A 16,056-nucleotide genomic window follows, 5' to 3' on the forward strand; every position below is an offset into this window, starting at 1 on the left:
CGCTCCCTATTGGGATAGCGCGGCGCGGTGCCGTTGCGGCCTCTGCTCGCAGACGTCTCCAGCTACGACGACGAGATCCACACGATCGGGGATGGCCGGCTACCAGTTCAGCGGCCGGACAGATGCGGGGGAGGCATGACATTGGGAGGCTCTCGCGAGCGGATAGGCCATCTCGGCTGCCATCTCATCTCTATCACGCCGCGGCGGCCTGCACCGGCTCTTCGCTTCCGCTGGTCCGAGCGGTCTCAAGAAACGCGTGAATCTGCTGCACAACGGTGGCTCCCTCGCCGATCGCCGCGCCAACGCGCTTGACGGATCCGAAACGAACATCACCCACGGCAAACACACCCGCCACGTTCGACTCGAGCGATGGCACGCTCGCGCCGTCAGCCGATAAAAGGTCGTCAGGGGGGATGTTCATGCCTGTTCGCACAAACCCCTTGCTGTCGCGGCTGACATTGCAATCTTTCAGCCACTCTGTTGCGGGCTCCGCACCGATGAACACAAAGACGTTGCGGATCGTTTTCTCGACTTCCGCACCGGTCCTGTCACGCCAGCGGACCCGTTCGAGTTGGCCCTGCTCGTTACCCGACAACCCTACGATCTGCGTGCAGGTGAGTAACTCGATACTCTCTGTCGCCGCGATCCTGTCGATCAGATATTGCGACATAGTTTCGGAGAGGCTGGATCCTCGCACAAGCATCCATAACTTCTTGGCAAAGCGGCTTAGAAACACCGCCGCTTGCCCTGCGGAGTTGCCTCCGCCGACTAGCACCACTTCCTCGTTTCGACATAGACGAGCCTCGATCGGGGAGGCCCAATACCAAACTCCACGCCCTTCGAACTGCTCCAAATTCGGTATATTTGGCCTGCGATAGCGCGCTCCACTCGCGATCACCACGCTCAGCGCGGTGATGCTCCGACCGTCGGAGAGCTCGATCGCGAATGGATAGTGTTCACAACGAAGGTTAGTGACTCTTTCGGGGATGATCATCTCTACGCCGAATTTCTGGGCCTGCACATAGGCACGCCCAGCCAGCGCCTGGCCTGAAATTCCCGTCGGAAATCCCAGGTAGTTCTCGATGCAGCTGCTGGCACCGGCCTGCCCCCCGAACGCCCGTGCGTCGAAGACGCCGACTGACAAACCCTCGGATGCCGCATACACGGCAGCCGCAAGTCCTCCTGGGCCAGCACCGACAATTGCTACGTCGTATCGACGCCCTTCGAGATCCGGAGGCACCATCCCCAGGGCCCGCGCCAAATCGGTCTCACTCGGATTTTTCAGGATTGCCCCGTTCGGACAGACCACCAGCGGCATTTCTTCCGACTTGCAGGGATAGTGCTTCAAGAATACTTGCGCATCCGGATCCTTGGTGGGGTCGAGCACCTGATGCGGATAGGCGTTGCGCGCCAAAAATTCCAGCAGACGCACCATTCCGGGATGGCCGTCGTGCCCGATGAGACAAGGGCCGCCGGCGCCGGCCTCGATCAGGAACACTCGTCGCAAAACAAGGGCGCGCATAATGCGCTCGCCGAGTTGAACGTCGGCGATCAGCAGAGCGCGAAGTCTGGCTGGCAGAAAGACCAGCGATTCAACGGGCTCGATTGCGCGCGCATCAACCAGGGCGGGTCCGCCGGAGAGTTGCGCGACCTCGGCGACAAATTCGCCAGCACCCAGTTCCACGATTTTCTCCGCCCGTCCAGCTAGATCGCGACCTTCGATGGATACCCGACCGGCAATGATGACGAACATGCCCGGCGGAGTCTCACTCGTCCGGAACAGATATTGATTTACGGCATAGTGTTGGATCTCGCCGAATCGGCGCATGCGGTCGATCTCGTCCGGCGCGAACTTGGGAAACATGTGCTCGCGGCGGGACTCAAGCATGCTGTTGCTGCTCGTCTGGAAACCAGCGACAACTGTGTTGGATAGCTCGTCCATCGTATGCGCCTTTCATGACCACGGCCCCTGCACGGCGGAAGCGCTCCAGGGAAAGCCTCGCGGCGCGTGCTGCGCGGTCAGCCACTGGTCCGTCGTGAAGGCCTCGATCGCCCAAGAGCCGTTGAAGCGGCCAATGCCGGAATTCTTCTCGCCGCCAAACGGACAGGTCGGCAAGTCGATGACGGGTTGATCATTGACATGGGCCATACCGACCTGCATTCGTTCGGCAAAGTGCACGCCCCGGTGCACGTCGCGCGTGAATACGGCGCCGCTTAGTCCAAAACTTGTTTCATTGGCCACAGCCAAGGCTTCTTCGGCACTGCCGACCCGGAGGATCGGCGCCACCGGGCCGAATATTTCTTCTGCTGCAAGTTCCATCTGGTTAGTGACGTTCACGAAAACATGCGGCGGCAACACGAAACCGTCCGGCTCGCCTCCGAGCACCTGTTTGCAGCCGTCGTCGCGGGCGCGGCGAACGCGTGCCACCAGCTTCTGAAGCTGCGAGTTGTTGATGATCGGACCAATCACGGTATCGCCATCGCTGGGATTGCCGGCTTTCAATCTCGCCACCCGCTCCGTAAAGCGCTCAACGAACGTGTGATAGACGGGCTCCTCGACAATGAGACGGTTAATGGCGATGCAGATCTGGCCCTGGTGCAGAAACTTGCCGAACACTGCGGCCTCGACGGCCTGATCCAGATCGGCGTCCGCGAGCACAACGAAGGGAGCATTGCCACCGAGTTCCAGATCGACGCGCTTGATGATCGGCGCCTTCGCCGCAAGTTCCGCGATCCTGCGGCCGACCGGCGTCGAGCCGGTAAACGAAATTACTCGTGGAACGGGATGACTGACGAAAGCGTCGCCGATTTCGCTGCCCGTGCCGACAACGACGCTGAGCAGCCCCGCCGGCAGGCCGGCCTCCTCGAAGATTTTCGCCAACAACAATCCGCCTGTTACGGGCGTATCACTTGCCGGTTTCACCACAACAGCATTTCCTACCGCGAGCGCCGGCGCGATGGTGCGATTGCTTAGATGGAGCGGCCAGTTCCAAGGACTGATCGCCCCGACCACTCCGACCGGCTTGCGCCGCACCTGATTTTCCTTGCCCGGAATGTCGGACGGAATGCAGCGGCTTTCGACCGCATGGGGCACCGAGGTCGCCCACAGCATGACCGTATGGGTTACTTCCCACTCAAGGTTCGCCTTCAGTCGCGTGCTGCCTGATTCCTTGATCAGCCAGTCGACGATTTCGCCACGGCGCGCTTCCATCACGTCTGCCGCGCGACGAAATACCTGCGCCCGCGCTGCTGGTGCTGAGAGGGCCCACTCCACCTGAGCCTTGGCACCCGCTGCAAACGCCGCATCAAGATCGTGACGATCGGCCTGCTTGATTTCGAGGAGGTCATCGCCGGTAAAAGGATTCGTGTCGACCAGCCTCTGCTCTGCCTGGCCATGGCGCCAGTTCCCGGCGATCGGCAGCAGCTCGAACTGATCATAAGGTTGCGGATGTCTCGTTTGAACTTTGGTGCCATCCGGTACTATGGCTTCTTGTCGATCGGAACTACGGTTGGCACTGCGCGCGACCATGTCCATCTCCTTAGCAAGTTGGCTATCGCAGCTGACGATGACGCGTAGAGCGACGCTCCACCTTGACAGCCGTCAACGCAAACGCCGGAAAGCATCGTGCAACATCAACTGTTTTTTACGGTTTCCCACGCGTCCGGGGCCTCTGATCGTGCAGCGCGGTGCGGCGCATCAATAAAATCTTGGGATCGGACCTAGTTGCGGCGTCGGCCTGTCCGACAAGTCAAAGATCATTTCGTCAACATAACACCAGCCCCAGCCTTCGGGCGGATCATAAGCTTCGATGATTGGGTGACCGGTTGCATGAAAATGCTTCGTCGCGTGCCGATTGGGCGACTGATCACAGCAACCGACATGACCGCAGGTTCGGCAGACGCGCAGGTGCAGCCATGGGTCGCCCAGTTGCAGGCATTCTTCACAACCAAGAGAACTGGGGACGACGTCATGAATTTCTGCCAAGTGCCTGCAACGCTGTGCCATGTTATCCTGCTCGATATCTGTTTGCTGCGTTCTGTCTGACTTCGATCTCCGCCCGTTGCAGAGCGAACCGTCCTCGTCCTACCAGGTCTGATACTCTCCCGGCGCAGAACGCTATGCCAGCGTCCAGGCAGGCCGTTCAGTGCAATCTCCGTTTCGGAGATGGCGCGTTGAACTGCGCTATTTCCGCCGTCTGCGGCGCCTTGCCGTTGAATGTCAGCACATTGCCTTCCGCCGAGATCGCAACCTTGTCGCCGTCCTTCACCTCGCCTGCGAGGATCATCTCGGCCAGGGGGTCCTGCAGATACTTTTGGATCACCCGCTTCAGCGGCCGCGCGCCGTAGGCGGGGTCCCAGCCCTTCGCAGCGAGCCAATCCCTCGCGTCCGCGTCGAGGGTGAGCGTGATCTTGCGATCGTCCAGCAGCTTTTGAAGCCTGGCGAACTGGATCTCGACAATCCGGCCCATCTCACTTCGCTGCAGCCGGTGGAACAGGATGATCTCGTCGACCCGGTTGAGGAATTCGGGGCGGAAATGTCCCCGCACCATTCCCATCACCTGCTCGCGCACGGCCGAGGTGTCTTCGCCCTCCGGTTGATTCACCAGAAACTCCGAACCGAGGTTCGAGGTCATGATGATCAGCGTGTTGCGGAAATCGACCGTGCGGCCCTGACCATCGGTCAGGCGGCCGTCGTCGAGCACCTGCAACAGGACGTTGAAGACGTCAGGATGCGCCTTCTCGATCTCGTCGAACAGCACCACCTGGTAAGGCCGGCGCCGCACCGCTTCGGTGAGCGCGCCGCCCTCGTCATAGCCGACATAGCCGGGGGGCGCACCGATCAGCCGCGAGACCGAGTGCTTCTCCATGTACTCGGACATGTCGAGGCGGACCATCGCGGTCTCGTCGTTGAACAGGTACTCCGCGAGCGCCTTGGTCAGCTCGGTTTTTCCGACGCCGGTGGGGCCCAAAAACATGAACGAGCCCATCGGCCGGTTCGGATCCTGCAAGCCCGCGCGCGAGCGGCGCACGGCGGTCGCTACCACATGCACGGCCTCGGCCTGGCCCACCACGCGCTGGCTGAGTTGCTCCTCCATCCTGAGGAGCTTCTCCTTCTCACCCTCGAGCATCTTGTCCACGGGCACGCCGGTCCAGCGCGACACCACCTGCGCGATGTGGTTGGCGGTCACAGCCTCCTCCACCGTGGCGCCCGCATTCTCGTTGGCCTCGATCTCGGCGAGCTGCTTTTCCAGCGCCGGAATCTTGCCATAGGCAAGCTCGCCGGCCTTCTGGAATTCGCCGCGCCGCTGCGCATTGGCAAGCTCGACCCGAAGCGCATCGAGTTCGCTCTTGAGCTTCTGGGCGTTGGAGAGCTTGTTCTTCTCCGCGCTCCAGCGCGCGGTCAGCGCCGCAGATTTCTCCTCGATATCGGCAAGCTCCTTCTCCAGCGCCTGAAGCCGCGTCTTGGAGCCAAGATCGCTCTCCTTCTTCAGCGCTTCCTGCTCGATCTTGAGCCGGATGATCTCGCGGTCGAGCGTATCCAGCTCTTCAGGCTTGGAATCGACCTGCATCTTTAGCCGCGCAGCCGCCTCGTCCATCAGGTCGATAGCCTTGTCGGGCAGGAAACGGTCGGTGATGTAGCGGTTGGACAGGGTCGTGGCCGCAACAAGCGCGGAATCGGTGATCCGAACGCCATGGTGCTGTTCGTACTTGTCCTTCAACCCGCGCAGGATCGAGATGGTGTCCTCGACGCTGGGCTCGCTGACGAAGATCGGCTGGAAGCGCCGTGCAAGTGCCGCATCCTTCTCGACATGCTTGCGGTATTCGTCGAGCGTAGTCGCGCCGATGCAGTGCAACTCGCCGCGGGCGAGCGCGGGCTTGAGCAGGTTGGAGGCATCCATTGCGCCGTCGGCCTTGCCGGCGCCGATCAGCGTGTGCATCTCGTCGATGAACAGGATGAAATTGCCGTTGCTCGCGGTGACCTCCTGGAGCAGGGCCTTCAGCCGCTCCTCGAACTCACCGCGGTATTTTGCACCGGCGATCAGCGCACCGAGGTCGAGCGACAGCAGCTTCTTGTCGTGAAGGCTCTCCGGCACGTCGCCGTTGATGATGCGTAGCGCGAGGCCTTCGGCGATCGCCGTCTTGCCAACGCCGGGCTCGCCAATCAGGACGGGATTATTCTTCGTCCGGCGCGAGAGCACTTGAATCGTGCGGCGAATTTCCTCATCGCGGCCGATGACCGGGTCGAGCTTGCCGTCGCGCGCGGCCTGGGTCAGGTCGCGGGCATATTTCTTCAGCGCGTCATAGGCATTCTCGGCCGTCGCGGAATCCGCAGTGCGGCCCTTTCGCAAGGATTCGATCGCAGCATTTAGGTTCTGCGCAGTAACGCCGCCATTCGCCAGTAGCCGGCCGGCCTCGCTATTCTTGTCGATGGCGAGCCCGAGCAAAAGCCGCTCAACCGTGACAAAGCTGTCACCGGCCTTCTCGGCTGCCTTTTCAGCCGCGTCGAACGCTCGCGCCAGTTCGGGTGCAAGATAAACCTGCCCGGCACCGCCCCCGGAGACCTTTGGCACCTTGTTCAGGGCATCCTCGGTCGCCTTCAGGATTGCACGGGAATTGCCGCCGGCGCGGTCGATCAGACCGCCAGCAAGGCCCTCGCTGTCATCAAGCAGGACCTTCAGCAGATGCAGGGTCGAAAACTGCTGATGACCTTCGCGCATCGCCAGCGACTGCGCGGATTGGATGAAGCCGCGCGAGCGCTCGGTATAGTGCTCAATATTCATCGTCGTCTTCCTTCGGCGTGCCGCTCCGCCCCCGAAGTGCGGTCAGCAAAAAGGAGGGTACCGGTTTTTCGTTCGATCGCGATCAAAGTATTGAAGATCCACGATCTGCTCGCCAACCGCACGCCGCTTAGCGAATTATGCGCAAAGGCACGCATACCGCATGTTCTTTGGGTTTCGGCAAGCTCGCACTGACATTCGTCAACTCGCCAAGCGGCTTTCATCGCCGACGCTGGCGCCTACTGCGACAGTTGACGCTCAATATCGCCGAAACCACCACGCCCGTCGCGCGGCGGCCGTCGAGCTGAAGCTGCTTAAGCTTTGCAATTGGATTAACACTGAGAGAAACGGAGAGCGGCGCGCCATTGCGCGTCAGTTAAAGATGGCGATACTTTGCAAGCATCTCTCGGCAATCCCTGACTTTATTCCGAGCGCCTTTGGGGTGCGAAGAATATGCCTGAAGTCGGGCGACCCTGGTTGCATCCTCGGATTTTCTGCACCTGGGACCCTGGGACCATGTCGGTTGCTGCGACCAGTCGACAGATCGGCACGCAACAAAAACACTTTCACGCGACAAGACACCCGATCATCGAAGCCTTTGATCCACCGGAAGGGTGGGGCTGGTGGTATGTCGACGAAGTGACGTTTGATCTTTCGGGCCGACAGACACCGCCTTTGGCGCCCATTCCGCAATCTTACTGTGGTGCCGCAAGGCGACTGGACGTTGACGCGTCGGCCGCGAGCCGAGCCCTGAACCGCGACAGGCATGGCGCAGTGCGGCTTATGGACGATCCAGCGACCTCGGCAGGCGTGCCAAACGCCACCACATGACCGCCTTCGTCACCTGCACCCGGGCCGATATCCATGACCCAGTCGCTGCCGGCGGCAACGCGCATGTCATGCTCCACCACGATGACGGTGTTGCCGGATTCGACCAGCCCGTCGAGTTGTGCGATGAGCTTCTCGACGTCAGCCGGGTGTAGTCCCGTGGTGGGCTCGTCAAGGACGTAGAGCGTTTGGCCACGTTGCGTCCGCTGCAACTCGGTGGCAAGCTTGATTCGCTGGGCCTCGCCGCCGGAAAGCTCCGTCGCCGGCTGGCCAAGTCGCAGATAGCCGAGGCCAACCTGCCGCAGCACATCGAGGGACCGGCGTACCTGCGCCTCCTCAGCAAAGAACGCGAAGGCGGCATCGACCGTCATTCCCAGTACGGCGGCGATGTTCTTGCCGCGGTATTCTATTTCAAGGGTTTTAGCGTTGTAGCGAGCGCCATGACAGCTTGGGCACGGTGCATACACACTGGGCAGGAACAGCAATTCAACGCAAACAAAGCCTTCGCCCTCGCAGGTCTCGCAGCGGCCTTTGGCAACATTGAAGGAAAAGCGTCCAGTGTCATAGTGACGGGCGCGCGCCGACTTGGTGGCCGCGAAGATCTTGCGAACGTAATCGAACAGCCCTGTGTACGTCGCGAGGTTGGACCGTGGCGTGCGTCCGATCGCCTTCTGATCGACGACCACCAATCGCTTGACACCCTCCATTTCGCTTGCGATCCGGCCGCCGAGTGTGGTCACGACGGTCCGCTCGAGTTCGTCGCCTTCATCGTCGATCGACGGTAAGGGATGGCCTAGCTTACTTGCAATCAATTCCACCAGGACTTGGCTCACCAGGCTCGACTTGCCCGAGCCGGAAACGCCAGTCACGGTGGTGAATACTCCCAACGGAAAATCGACATCGAGTTCATGGAGGTTGTTGCGACTGGCGCCACGCACTCGCAGCCAGCCCTTGGGCAAGCGCGGCGTACGGTTTGACACGATGTGGTCGCCGAACAGGTAACGGCGGGTTTGCGATTCCTCTACCTGCTTGAACCCTTGTAGAGGACCGCTGTAGAGGACATGGCCGCCGAGTTCGCCGGCGCCAGGCCCGACGTCGACAACCCAATCCGCATACCGGATCACATCGATCTCGTGTTCGACCACGAAAAGCGAGTTGCCGGAGGCTTTCAACCGTGCGAGCGCCGTCAACAGCGCCTCGGTGTCCGCGGGATGAAGTCCGGCGGACGGCTCGTCGAGCACATAGACGACGCCGAACAGATTGGAACGCACTTGGGTTGCCAGTCGCAGGCGCTGCAGTTCGCCCGGAGAGAGCGTCGGGGTACTCCGCTCCAGCGAAAGATAGCCCAGTCCGAGGTCAAGCAGAACCGTGAGGCGGCCACCGAAGTCCTCGGCGATCCGCTGCACCACCAAAGCCTTCTCCGGATGCTGCGCCTTAAGCTTGGTCAGTGCAGGGGCGGTGGCCTCCGCATAGGGACGCAAGAGGTCAGCGAGCTTGGCCAACGGGATCCTGGAGATATCGGCAATGTCCAAGCCGGCGAATTTGACGGACAGCGATTCGCGGCGAAGCCGCTTGCCATGACAGAGCGGGCATTCGGTACTTACCATGTGGCGCGATACTCGCTTTTTGATTGACGCGCTTTCAGTGGTAGCAAAGGTGTTCAGCACATATCGCCTGGCGCTGGAGAAATTGCCCCGGTAACTGGGCTCCTCCCTGCGTTTGATGGCCCTTCGCACCTCGTTCGCGTCATACCCGATGTAAACCGGGACCACCGGTTGCTCGTCGGTATATAGGATCCAGTCGCGGGCCTTTTTCGGTAATTCGCGCCACGGACGATCGACGTCATAACCGAGCGAAATCAGCATGTCGCGCAGGTTGCCGCCATGCCAGGCGGGCGGCCAGGCTGCAATCGCGCGCTCGCGAATGCTTTTGGAATTATCCGGCACCATGGAGCGTTCGGTCACCTCGTAGACCCGACCGAGCCCATGGCATCGAGGACAGGCTCCAGCCGGCGTATTGGGCGAAAAAGCCTCGGCATCGAGATGCGCCTGGTGCCGTGAATAATCACCGGCGCGCGAGTATAGCATTCGAAGCAGGTTGGACAACGTCGTCACGCTGCCGACGGAAGAGCGCGTGGTGGGCGACCCGCGCTGCTGCTGCAGGGCCACGGCCGGCGGCAAGCCATCGATTTCATCAACCTCTGGAACCGCCATCTGATGAAACAAACGCCGCGCATAAGGCGAGACGGATTCGAGATACCGCCGCTGCGCCTCCGCGTAGAGCGTTCCAAAGGCCAGTGACGATTTGCCCGAGCCGGAGACGCCGGTAAACACCACCAGGGCATCGCGGGGAATTTCGAGATCGATATTCTTCAAATTATGCTCGCGTGCTCCACGCACGCGGACGAAGCCGCGCAGATCCTCTCCCGCGGCGCTTAGAGAAGGAGGCTTGTTGATTTCTAACATCTACACGAGCCGATCCGAGGAAAACGCTTGACGGCCGAGTGGAGTTCCGTCCCAAACAGGACGCACTCGACCAGATGCTCGGGCTCCTGTGACGAGCCATTCGGCCGCATTGCGACGAAAATATCGGCGGTGCGGGTTTCGCATGCGAAGATCTCGCCCATCGTGTCGCCGAGCGCCTCGAACCACCGCAACTCGACTGGCTTCTGCAGCCGCGCCAGTTGCTGCCGGGGCTCGGCTTCGAGTTCGTCGCTCACGGCGCGCCTTATCAACGAGCCGGGCCGCTTCGGCTGCGGACACGCTGTGGCCTTCGGCAGGGATCCGGCGGCAGAAACAGGCCAACGACGGGGTGACCAGTCCGCGTCGTCGGCCCGCGTGCCGTCCAGGCGTACCATCACGTTCTTGATCATCACCACCTCCGCCGTGCCGCCAGGAATGCAAAGGAGTGTTGATCCGGCGAGCCCTCTTGTCATTGACGATGGTCAAGAAGCGACGGCAGCTCTGCGACAAACATGGGCTTGAAGCTTCGTCGGGCTAGGCCCGATAGGACTGGCTTGGTCCGGTTCGCGACTGCACCTCGCGGATAAAATCCTGCGGGCTCGTGAAGAACGAGTTCTCGATCAAGACGCCGCCGATGAGGACCATAGGGTGCGTTCGCAAAATATCGATGGCATGGGGCGCCGTCAGCAGATTGACGTCGAAGGTGCAAATCACCGGGTCGTCGTAATTTGGCAGAACGCTATTGAGCCGCATCTCGTATTCGGCCCATTCGATGCCGCTCTTCCAATCGTCCACGGCCATCTCGGCGTGCGCGATCATCCGCGTCAACGGGAAGCCGAGCCCGGTGCCGGCTTTCAGGGCCTCCTGGATCAGGACGAGCATGGCGTCCTTGTCGAAACGTCCGGTCTTGAGATAGGTGTCCTCCGGCAGCGCGACTTCGAGCTGACGGCTTTTCATCGTCTTCTCCACGTCGACGCCGGCGGTGCGCATCCAATTGAGGTGATCCTCCCTGTGCTGAGAAGGGAGGACATGAAACGCGCGCTGGCCGCAGTTGATGCCGTCGCAAATGAACGGCAGCAACGCGTCGTATTCCTCCACTGCCGAGCTGAAGAACGCGCAGACATGCCGGTGCTCGCGAAGCATGGATCGTCCAAAAGGAATAGGCTCGGCAGTTGAATTCATGTCAGCCTCCCGGTTGAGAGTGCTCCGGGACCTGCTTGCCGTGAAAATGCTGGCTCGGCACCAGGCCCTCTCGCTGCTCCAGGCTATCCGCGACCTGGACGGCGAGCCGATCCAGCCGAGCATGATCGAACTCGCTCTCTATCTGCGGTTCGCGAAAGTGTGTTGTGAATACGCCCCAGAGGTGGCCGTTACTGCTGATGAGCGGCGTCGATTGTACGGCAGCAATGCCGCCGGCACGCAGCATATCGAGTTCGCGCGTGCCTATAAACAGGTAACTCGTTGAGACGTCCTCGACAAACACACGCATGCGCCGCATGAGCGCGACAGCGCACGTGGTGTTAGTGTCGCGGCGCACAACGCCGAAAAAAGTCAGGGCTTCGGTCGAGAATCCGCGGCTGGCAACAATTGTCAGGCAGTCGGCTCTTTCGTCGAAGCGCTGAAGGGTGCCCATGTCGGCACCCGCTATGCCGATCGCGATATCGAGGACCCGCAGCAGGTCCGCACCGACATCCTTGGAATTTCTCAGCCGCTGCAGGACGGCGATTTGTTGCCCAGTTGCAGCGTCGAGCGGCTCCTCGAGGTTTGCCATCGCCTTTGCTCCGCTGGCCGTGCCGCGGCAACATTGTCGCGGCCAAACGATGCGGAAATGTAAGGGTAGATAGTGGCCAAGCAGATTAAGTAATTCTACGTAATCATTTTGCTACGCCTGCCAGCGAAATCCGACGGTAATCAAAGCGCGTTTTTGCGACACCTTGCTGGTCAGTCCCCCGTGACCGCCCCATTCCCGTCCAGTGAGGTTTTCTAAGAAGAGATTTGCCTGTCCGTTAGGAACTAAGGCTCGCTAATCCGGATTAGCAGAGCTAATATTTCTCATCACTGAGTAGCTGATGGCTTCAGTGGCTGAGAGACGCTCCTGCGCTCCCGCCGAACGGGGAGCCTCGTCATGTTCCAGTGCGCCAATCGCATTTTCAACGTACTCCCGCAAGAGGTCTTTGCCGGCATTAAGCCGCACCTCCAGCCCGTGAAGCTGTCCTTTGCAGAGGTGGTCGCCGGAACCGATCAGTCGATAGCACAAGTGTACTTCCCCTTCAGCGGTCGTGTTGTGGACTGGATCGGGCGACATGCCTTGGGTCGATAAGCTTACCGAGCCGCAAGAGCTCAGGCGCTGCATCCGCGATCTCGTCGCGCTTTCGACGCTGCCGGCAATCTGGAAAGATTACAATTCGCGGCAGATCGCCGACAGCGCGGCGGCCGCTTTGCTTTCGATGCTCAATGCCGACGTCATTTACGTGACTGTGCCGGGGCTGCGCGACGAACCGGTGGCCGACGTGATGCGCACGAGCCAAGCGGTATCCATCGGATCGTCTGGTCACATTGAACGCATCCTCCGCGGTGCATCGCGCGGAAGACGCGAGCAGATATCCGCGATCGACAACCCGCTAGGGAAGGGAACGTTACGGATCGTGGCGGCGCCGATGGGCTTTGGCGGAGACGCCGGGATGGTCGCAGGTTCCGTCAATCCGCAATTTCCAAGCGAGACGGACCGGCTCCTTCTAGGAATTGCGGCGAACCATGTAACGCTCGCTATCCAACGCTGGCACGCGGAGGCCGAGCAACGGCGTCTGGCGACCGTGATCGAGCGGTCGTCCGAGTTCATTGGTTTCGCCGATCTAGACGGCACGCCGCAATATCTCAATAAGGCGGCCATCGACCTGCTCGGGCTTTCCGGCACTGAGGAAGTGCAGCGGCTTAATATCTTCGATTTCATGGCTCCCGATGAGCGGACTCGGGCGCATTGCGAGTTGCTTCCGATGGTGATGGGAACCGGACGCTGGCTCGGCGAGCTCAACTTCCGCCACTTCCAAACTGGAGAAGTCATTCCCTTCCTGGTAGATTGGTTCCGCATCGACGACTCGCGCACGGACCGGCCTACGAACATGGCGACCGTCAGCCGCGATCTGAGGCATCAGAAAAAGCTCGAGAGTGATCTTCGACGCCTCAACGAGTCGTTGGAGCAGCGGGTGGCGGAACGGACATCGGAATTGGCGGAAGCGCTCGAGCGACTGACGCTCGAAGCCGAGGAGCGGCTGTGCGCGGATGTCCGCGCGCAGCAGCTACAGGCGGAGCTCCATCATGCGTCGCGGCTCAGCACAGCGGGTCAGATGGCCGGCGCGTTGGCGCATGAATTGAACCAACCGCTGACCGCGTTCACCAATTCGGTCAACGCTGTGCACCGGATGATGGCCAACGGGCCTCCCGCTCCCCAAAGGGTCGCTACTGTACGCGATGTCCTTGGCGAAGCCGCCGATCAGGCGCTTCGCGCCGGCGAGATCATTCGGAGGCTGCGAGAGTTCGTTACGCGCGGCGAGACGGAAATGCGGATCGAAAACCTGCCTGCCCTGATCCGTGAAGCCAATGATCTTGCCTCAGCGGGAACCGGACCACACGGCGTGCAGGTCCGGCTGAGCTTCGATCCGCGCGCCGAGGCAGTATTTGCGAACCGAATTCAACTGCAGCAGGTCATGCTTAACCTGATACGCAATGCGCACGAGGCGATGGCGCAGAGCGAGCGGCGCGACTTGGAAGTGGTCACTGCCCGTCTCGATGACAAGTCGATTGAGATCGCTGTAGCAGATCGTGGCTCGGGCCTGCCGGACAATATTGTCGAACACCTCTTCGAGCCATTCCACACCACAAAAATCGATGGCATGGGACTGGGACTTTCGATCTGCCGCTCGATCGTCGAGGCCCATCGCGGAAAGCTGGGGTATGAGCCCAATTGCGGCGGCGGAGCAATCTTTCGTGTGACGCTGCCCGTCCCGCTGGAACGATGAGTCGATCGATGGCAGCCGAACGGTACATTTACGTAATTGATGACGACCCGGCGATCCGCCGATCGTTGGAGCGGCTGCTTGATGCGGTCGGTTTCCAGGTGGCGTCGTATGCAACGCCAAATGCGTTCCTCGACGTCGCGGGCAGCTTACTCGGGGGCTGCGTCCTGCTGGATCTTCGTATGCCGGAGATGGACGGCTTCGAGGTTCATGCTCGCCTTCGGCTGATAAACCCGAACTTGCCGGTCATTGTGGTGACGGCTCAAGGCGACGTGCAGACCGCGGTCCGAGCGATGAAGGCGGGAGCTGTGGACTTCATCGAAAAGCCCTACAGCGACGACGCCCTGATAGCGGCGATTGAGTCCGCGCTGAAGACCAGCGCCGCGGAGGGACGGACCGATGATATTGCTATGGCGGCGGCATTAATCGATACGCTCAGCCCACGGGAGCGGCAGGTTCTTGAGGCGCTCGTGGCCGGGCAGCAAAACAAGGTGATCGCATTCGATCTTGGTATCAGTGTGCGCACGGTCGAGGTTCACCGCTCACGTATGATGGACCGGCTGCGCGTGCGTCAGTTCGCCGAGGCTGTCCGGCTTTTGGTCCTCGCGAGCTTTGCGGAGCGGGCGTGAGCGGATATCTGGTGGGATGGAGATGCCCGCACGAGCACATCGTCATGCTTGCCATCCTCAAGCGCTTCCCGGTCAATGATTGGATGACGGATTCTACAACTGTGGTTTGGATCTCTGGCGTGCGCACCCGCGCATGGCGGACCATTTTGTTGTAACAGCCGCTGACCTAGCTTGTCGGAATGAAGAAATTAACAATCGTCTATAAGTGCTTGATTTCGCTATGGTGGGCGCACCAGGGCTCGAACCTGGGACCCGCTGATTAAGAGTTCAGGACCATCGCGATCTTTGGCGGCTTGGAGCTGCTGCTCTGCCTCGCCGCTTCTATGAACTACGCCCCGGTCCGGCACCCTCCTTCGAAGGAGGCCCCGCGTCCGCAGGATTAGGAAGCGTTAGCCCGCGCCCGTTCTCGAGCTTCACGACGCGCTCGCGACGTTCGCGTCGCCGCCTAGCGCGCTCCGCCGGCTGCGGAAGCGGTGGTATGGGCGCATCCCTGCTCTCGGCTGGCCCTGTCTCTGTCGGTTGCTCGACGGCGGGGCGCGCCTCCATGAACTCTAGCACTGTCCGTCCCTTGACGGTGATCTTCCAGCCGCCGTTTTCGCGCTCGACGAGACCTTGCGAAAAGATGTCGAGGTCTGGGACACGCGCAGCCAGCCGGTTTGTGCGGTCGGCCCAGTCCCGGCCGCTGGTCGCCAGGATCGCCATATCGCGCTTGAGATCGGCCATCGTGGCAAATCCATCCGGATAGCTCACCAGGATCTTCAGCACCGTGACTTGGAAATTCACCCCCGCCTCCGGTCAGCGCCACATGGTAGGCGCCTGCGAGAGCGCATGGCGCCCGATCTGCTTGAGGTGATCCGGAGAGGTGTCCCCTTTGGTCGCGGCTTCCAGGATTTTCGAGGCCACGTGGGTACGGGCGCCGGTCTCGGTCCGGGAAACATTTTCGCAGACCTCATCTAGGACCGCGCGCAGAAGCGCGGTGGTCGCGGAATCGAACATGGCGAACCCCCACAAGAAAAATTACCATAACGCAATGGCGGCGGCGTCAAATCTAAGCGTGTTAAAAAATCAGAAGAACTCTACACCCCTGCGAGGACTTGGCAATATCGGCGGGGATGGCCGATGAACCAGAGGAACTATGAAATCGACTGGTGGTGTGTGTCGCCTCCTGCTGTCTTGTTCGCCGGAGGTTTGCGAGCTGCGCCAGTGAATACGTCCAGGCTTCCTGGGCGGACTGCCTCCGCTGCGTCGGGTTCCAGTCCACTGGGCTCTCTGCCGACTCCTCGCGCCTCTACGGTAGCCGCCGTCTCCAATTGAGGCGCATCGTCCTCTGCTGAGGCAGCAGGTC

At 60.9% G+C, this 16,056-nt stretch carries 13 protein-coding genes and 2 pseudogenes; 4 read left to right on the plus strand and 11 right to left on the minus strand.

All coding sequences use genetic code 11. From position 1 onward, the window contains the following. Positions 1 to 193: 193 nt before the first annotated feature. The 4 genes from OWC48_RS19460 to clpB form a co-directional block, all read right to left on the minus strand. On the minus strand, positions 194 to 1,942 hold the full coding sequence (locus OWC48_RS19460; protein ID WP_282521406.1) for an FAD-dependent oxidoreductase: 1,749 nt from the start codon (positions 1,940 to 1,942) through the stop codon (positions 194 to 196). Between the two features lie 12 nt (positions 1,943 to 1,954). Next, on the minus strand, positions 1,955 to 3,529 hold the full coding sequence (locus OWC48_RS19465; RefSeq protein ID WP_282521407.1) for an aldehyde dehydrogenase family protein: 1,575 nt from the start codon (positions 3,527 to 3,529) through the stop codon (positions 1,955 to 1,957). 168 nt (positions 3,530 to 3,697) lie between these two features. Further along, positions 3,698 to 4,006, minus strand: a complete 309-nt coding sequence (locus OWC48_RS19470; protein WP_282521408.1) for a UBP-type zinc finger domain-containing protein — start codon at positions 4,004 to 4,006, stop codon at positions 3,698 to 3,700. 136 nt (positions 4,007 to 4,142) lie between these two features. Beyond that, complete coding sequence (gene clpB, locus OWC48_RS19475; RefSeq protein ID WP_282521409.1) at positions 4,143 to 6,782, minus strand: ATP-dependent chaperone ClpB; 2,640 nt, start codon at positions 6,780 to 6,782, stop codon at positions 4,143 to 4,145. Positions 6,783 to 7,161: 379 nt separating this feature from the next. Here clpB and OWC48_RS19480 point away from each other — a divergent pair. After that, positions 7,162 to 7,478, plus strand: a pseudogene (locus OWC48_RS19480) (hypothetical protein); the annotation flags it as partial. Here the strand turns inward: OWC48_RS19480 and OWC48_RS19485 are convergent. The 5 genes from OWC48_RS19485 to OWC48_RS19505 all read right to left on the minus strand — a co-directional run bounded on the left by OWC48_RS19485 (position 7,475) and on the right by OWC48_RS19505 (position 12,326). Next, positions 7,475 to 10,072, minus strand: a complete 2,598-nt coding sequence (locus tag OWC48_RS19485) for an excinuclease ABC subunit UvrA (RefSeq protein ID WP_282521410.1) — start codon at positions 10,070 to 10,072, stop codon at positions 7,475 to 7,477. The pseudogene OWC48_RS19480 and the gene OWC48_RS19485 overlap by 4 nt on opposite strands. Next, positions 10,066 to 10,479 carry a hypothetical protein gene (locus OWC48_RS19490; RefSeq protein ID WP_282521411.1) on the minus strand — a complete coding sequence of 138 codons (414 nt, stop codon included), beginning with the start codon at positions 10,477 to 10,479 and terminating at the stop codon, positions 10,066 to 10,068. The genes OWC48_RS19485 and OWC48_RS19490 overlap by 7 nt, the downstream gene beginning before the upstream one ends. A gap of 124 nt (positions 10,480 to 10,603) precedes the next feature. Next, positions 10,604 to 11,212 (minus strand): MEDS domain-containing protein, encoded by a 609-nt coding sequence (locus OWC48_RS19495; RefSeq protein ID WP_282521412.1) that lies wholly within the window; start codon positions 11,210 to 11,212, stop codon positions 10,604 to 10,606. 40 nt (positions 11,213 to 11,252) lie between these two features. After that, complete coding sequence (locus OWC48_RS19500) at positions 11,253 to 11,840, minus strand: GAF domain-containing protein (RefSeq protein ID WP_282521413.1); 588 nt, start codon at positions 11,838 to 11,840, stop codon at positions 11,253 to 11,255. A gap of 252 nt (positions 11,841 to 12,092) precedes the next feature. Further along, the gene (locus OWC48_RS19505; protein WP_282521414.1) at positions 12,093 to 12,326 is read right to left on the minus strand and encodes a hypothetical protein; all 234 of its coding nucleotides are present in this window, start codon (positions 12,324 to 12,326) and stop codon (positions 12,093 to 12,095) included. A 46-nt stretch (positions 12,327 to 12,372) separates the two neighbouring features. Here OWC48_RS19505 and OWC48_RS19510 point away from each other — a divergent pair, with 46 nt between their 5' ends. From OWC48_RS19510 to OWC48_RS19520, 3 genes are read left to right on the plus strand one after another with little or no spacing between them, the layout of a single operon-like run. Then, positions 12,373 to 14,085: an ATP-binding protein gene (locus OWC48_RS19510; protein ID WP_282521415.1), complete on the plus strand. Its 1,713-nt coding sequence runs from the start codon at positions 12,373 to 12,375 to the stop codon at positions 14,083 to 14,085. Positions 14,086 to 14,093: 8 nt separating this feature from the next. Beyond that, positions 14,094 to 14,711 carry a response regulator transcription factor gene (locus OWC48_RS19515; RefSeq protein WP_282521416.1) on the plus strand — a complete coding sequence of 206 codons (618 nt, stop codon included), beginning with the start codon at positions 14,094 to 14,096 and terminating at the stop codon, positions 14,709 to 14,711. Beyond that, positions 14,708 to 14,866, plus strand: coding sequence for a hypothetical protein (locus tag OWC48_RS19520; protein WP_282521417.1), 159 nt, complete (start codon positions 14,708 to 14,710; stop codon positions 14,864 to 14,866). Before OWC48_RS19515 ends, OWC48_RS19520 begins: the two co-directional genes overlap by 4 nt. 224 nt (positions 14,867 to 15,090) lie before the next feature. Here OWC48_RS19520 and OWC48_RS19525 read toward each other — a convergent pair. Further along, positions 15,091 to 15,494: pseudogene (locus OWC48_RS19525) on the minus strand (hypothetical protein). A gap of 12 nt (positions 15,495 to 15,506) precedes the next feature. Continuing rightward, complete coding sequence (locus tag OWC48_RS19530) at positions 15,507 to 15,707, minus strand: hypothetical protein (RefSeq protein WP_282521418.1); 201 nt, start codon at positions 15,705 to 15,707, stop codon at positions 15,507 to 15,509. Between the last annotated feature and the right edge of the window lie 349 nt (positions 15,708 to 16,056).

Origin of the sequence: Bradyrhizobium sp. Arg816, assembly GCF_029989365.1 — a bacterium.
Classification (GTDB): domain Bacteria; phylum Pseudomonadota; class Alphaproteobacteria; order Rhizobiales; family Xanthobacteraceae; genus Bradyrhizobium.

Coding starts and splice junctions, on each gene's coding strand:
- OWC48_RS19460 (WP_282521406.1), bottom strand. CDS start 1,942: ATGGACGAGCTATCCAACACAGTTGTCGCTGGTTTCCAGACGAGCAGC.
- OWC48_RS19465 (WP_282521407.1), bottom strand. CDS start 3,529: ATGGTCGCGCGCAGTGCCAACCGTAGTTCCGATCGACAAGAAGCCATA.
- OWC48_RS19470 (WP_282521408.1), bottom strand. CDS start 4,006: ATGGCACAGCGTTGCAGGCACTTGGCAGAAATTCATGACGTCGTCCCC.
- clpB (WP_282521409.1), bottom strand. CDS start 6,782: ATGAATATTGAGCACTATACCGAGCGCTCGCGCGGCTTCATCCAATCC.
- OWC48_RS19485 (WP_282521410.1), bottom strand. CDS start 10,072: ATGTTAGAAATCAACAAGCCTCCTTCTCTAAGCGCCGCGGGAGAGGAT.
- OWC48_RS19490 (WP_282521411.1), bottom strand. CDS start 10,479: ATGATCAAGAACGTGATGGTACGCCTGGACGGCACGCGGGCCGACGAC.
- OWC48_RS19495 (WP_282521412.1), bottom strand. CDS start 11,212: ATGCTTCGCGAGCACCGGCATGTCTGCGCGTTCTTCAGCTCGGCAGTG.
- OWC48_RS19500 (WP_282521413.1), bottom strand. CDS start 11,840: ATGGCAAACCTCGAGGAGCCGCTCGACGCTGCAACTGGGCAACAAATC.
- OWC48_RS19510 (WP_282521415.1), top strand. CDS start 12,373: ATGCCTTGGGTCGATAAGCTTACCGAGCCGCAAGAGCTCAGGCGCTGC.
- OWC48_RS19515 (WP_282521416.1), top strand. CDS start 14,094: ATGGCAGCCGAACGGTACATTTACGTAATTGATGACGACCCGGCGATC.
- OWC48_RS19530 (WP_282521418.1), bottom strand. CDS start 15,707: ATGTTCGATTCCGCGACCACCGCGCTTCTGCGCGCGGTCCTAGATGAG.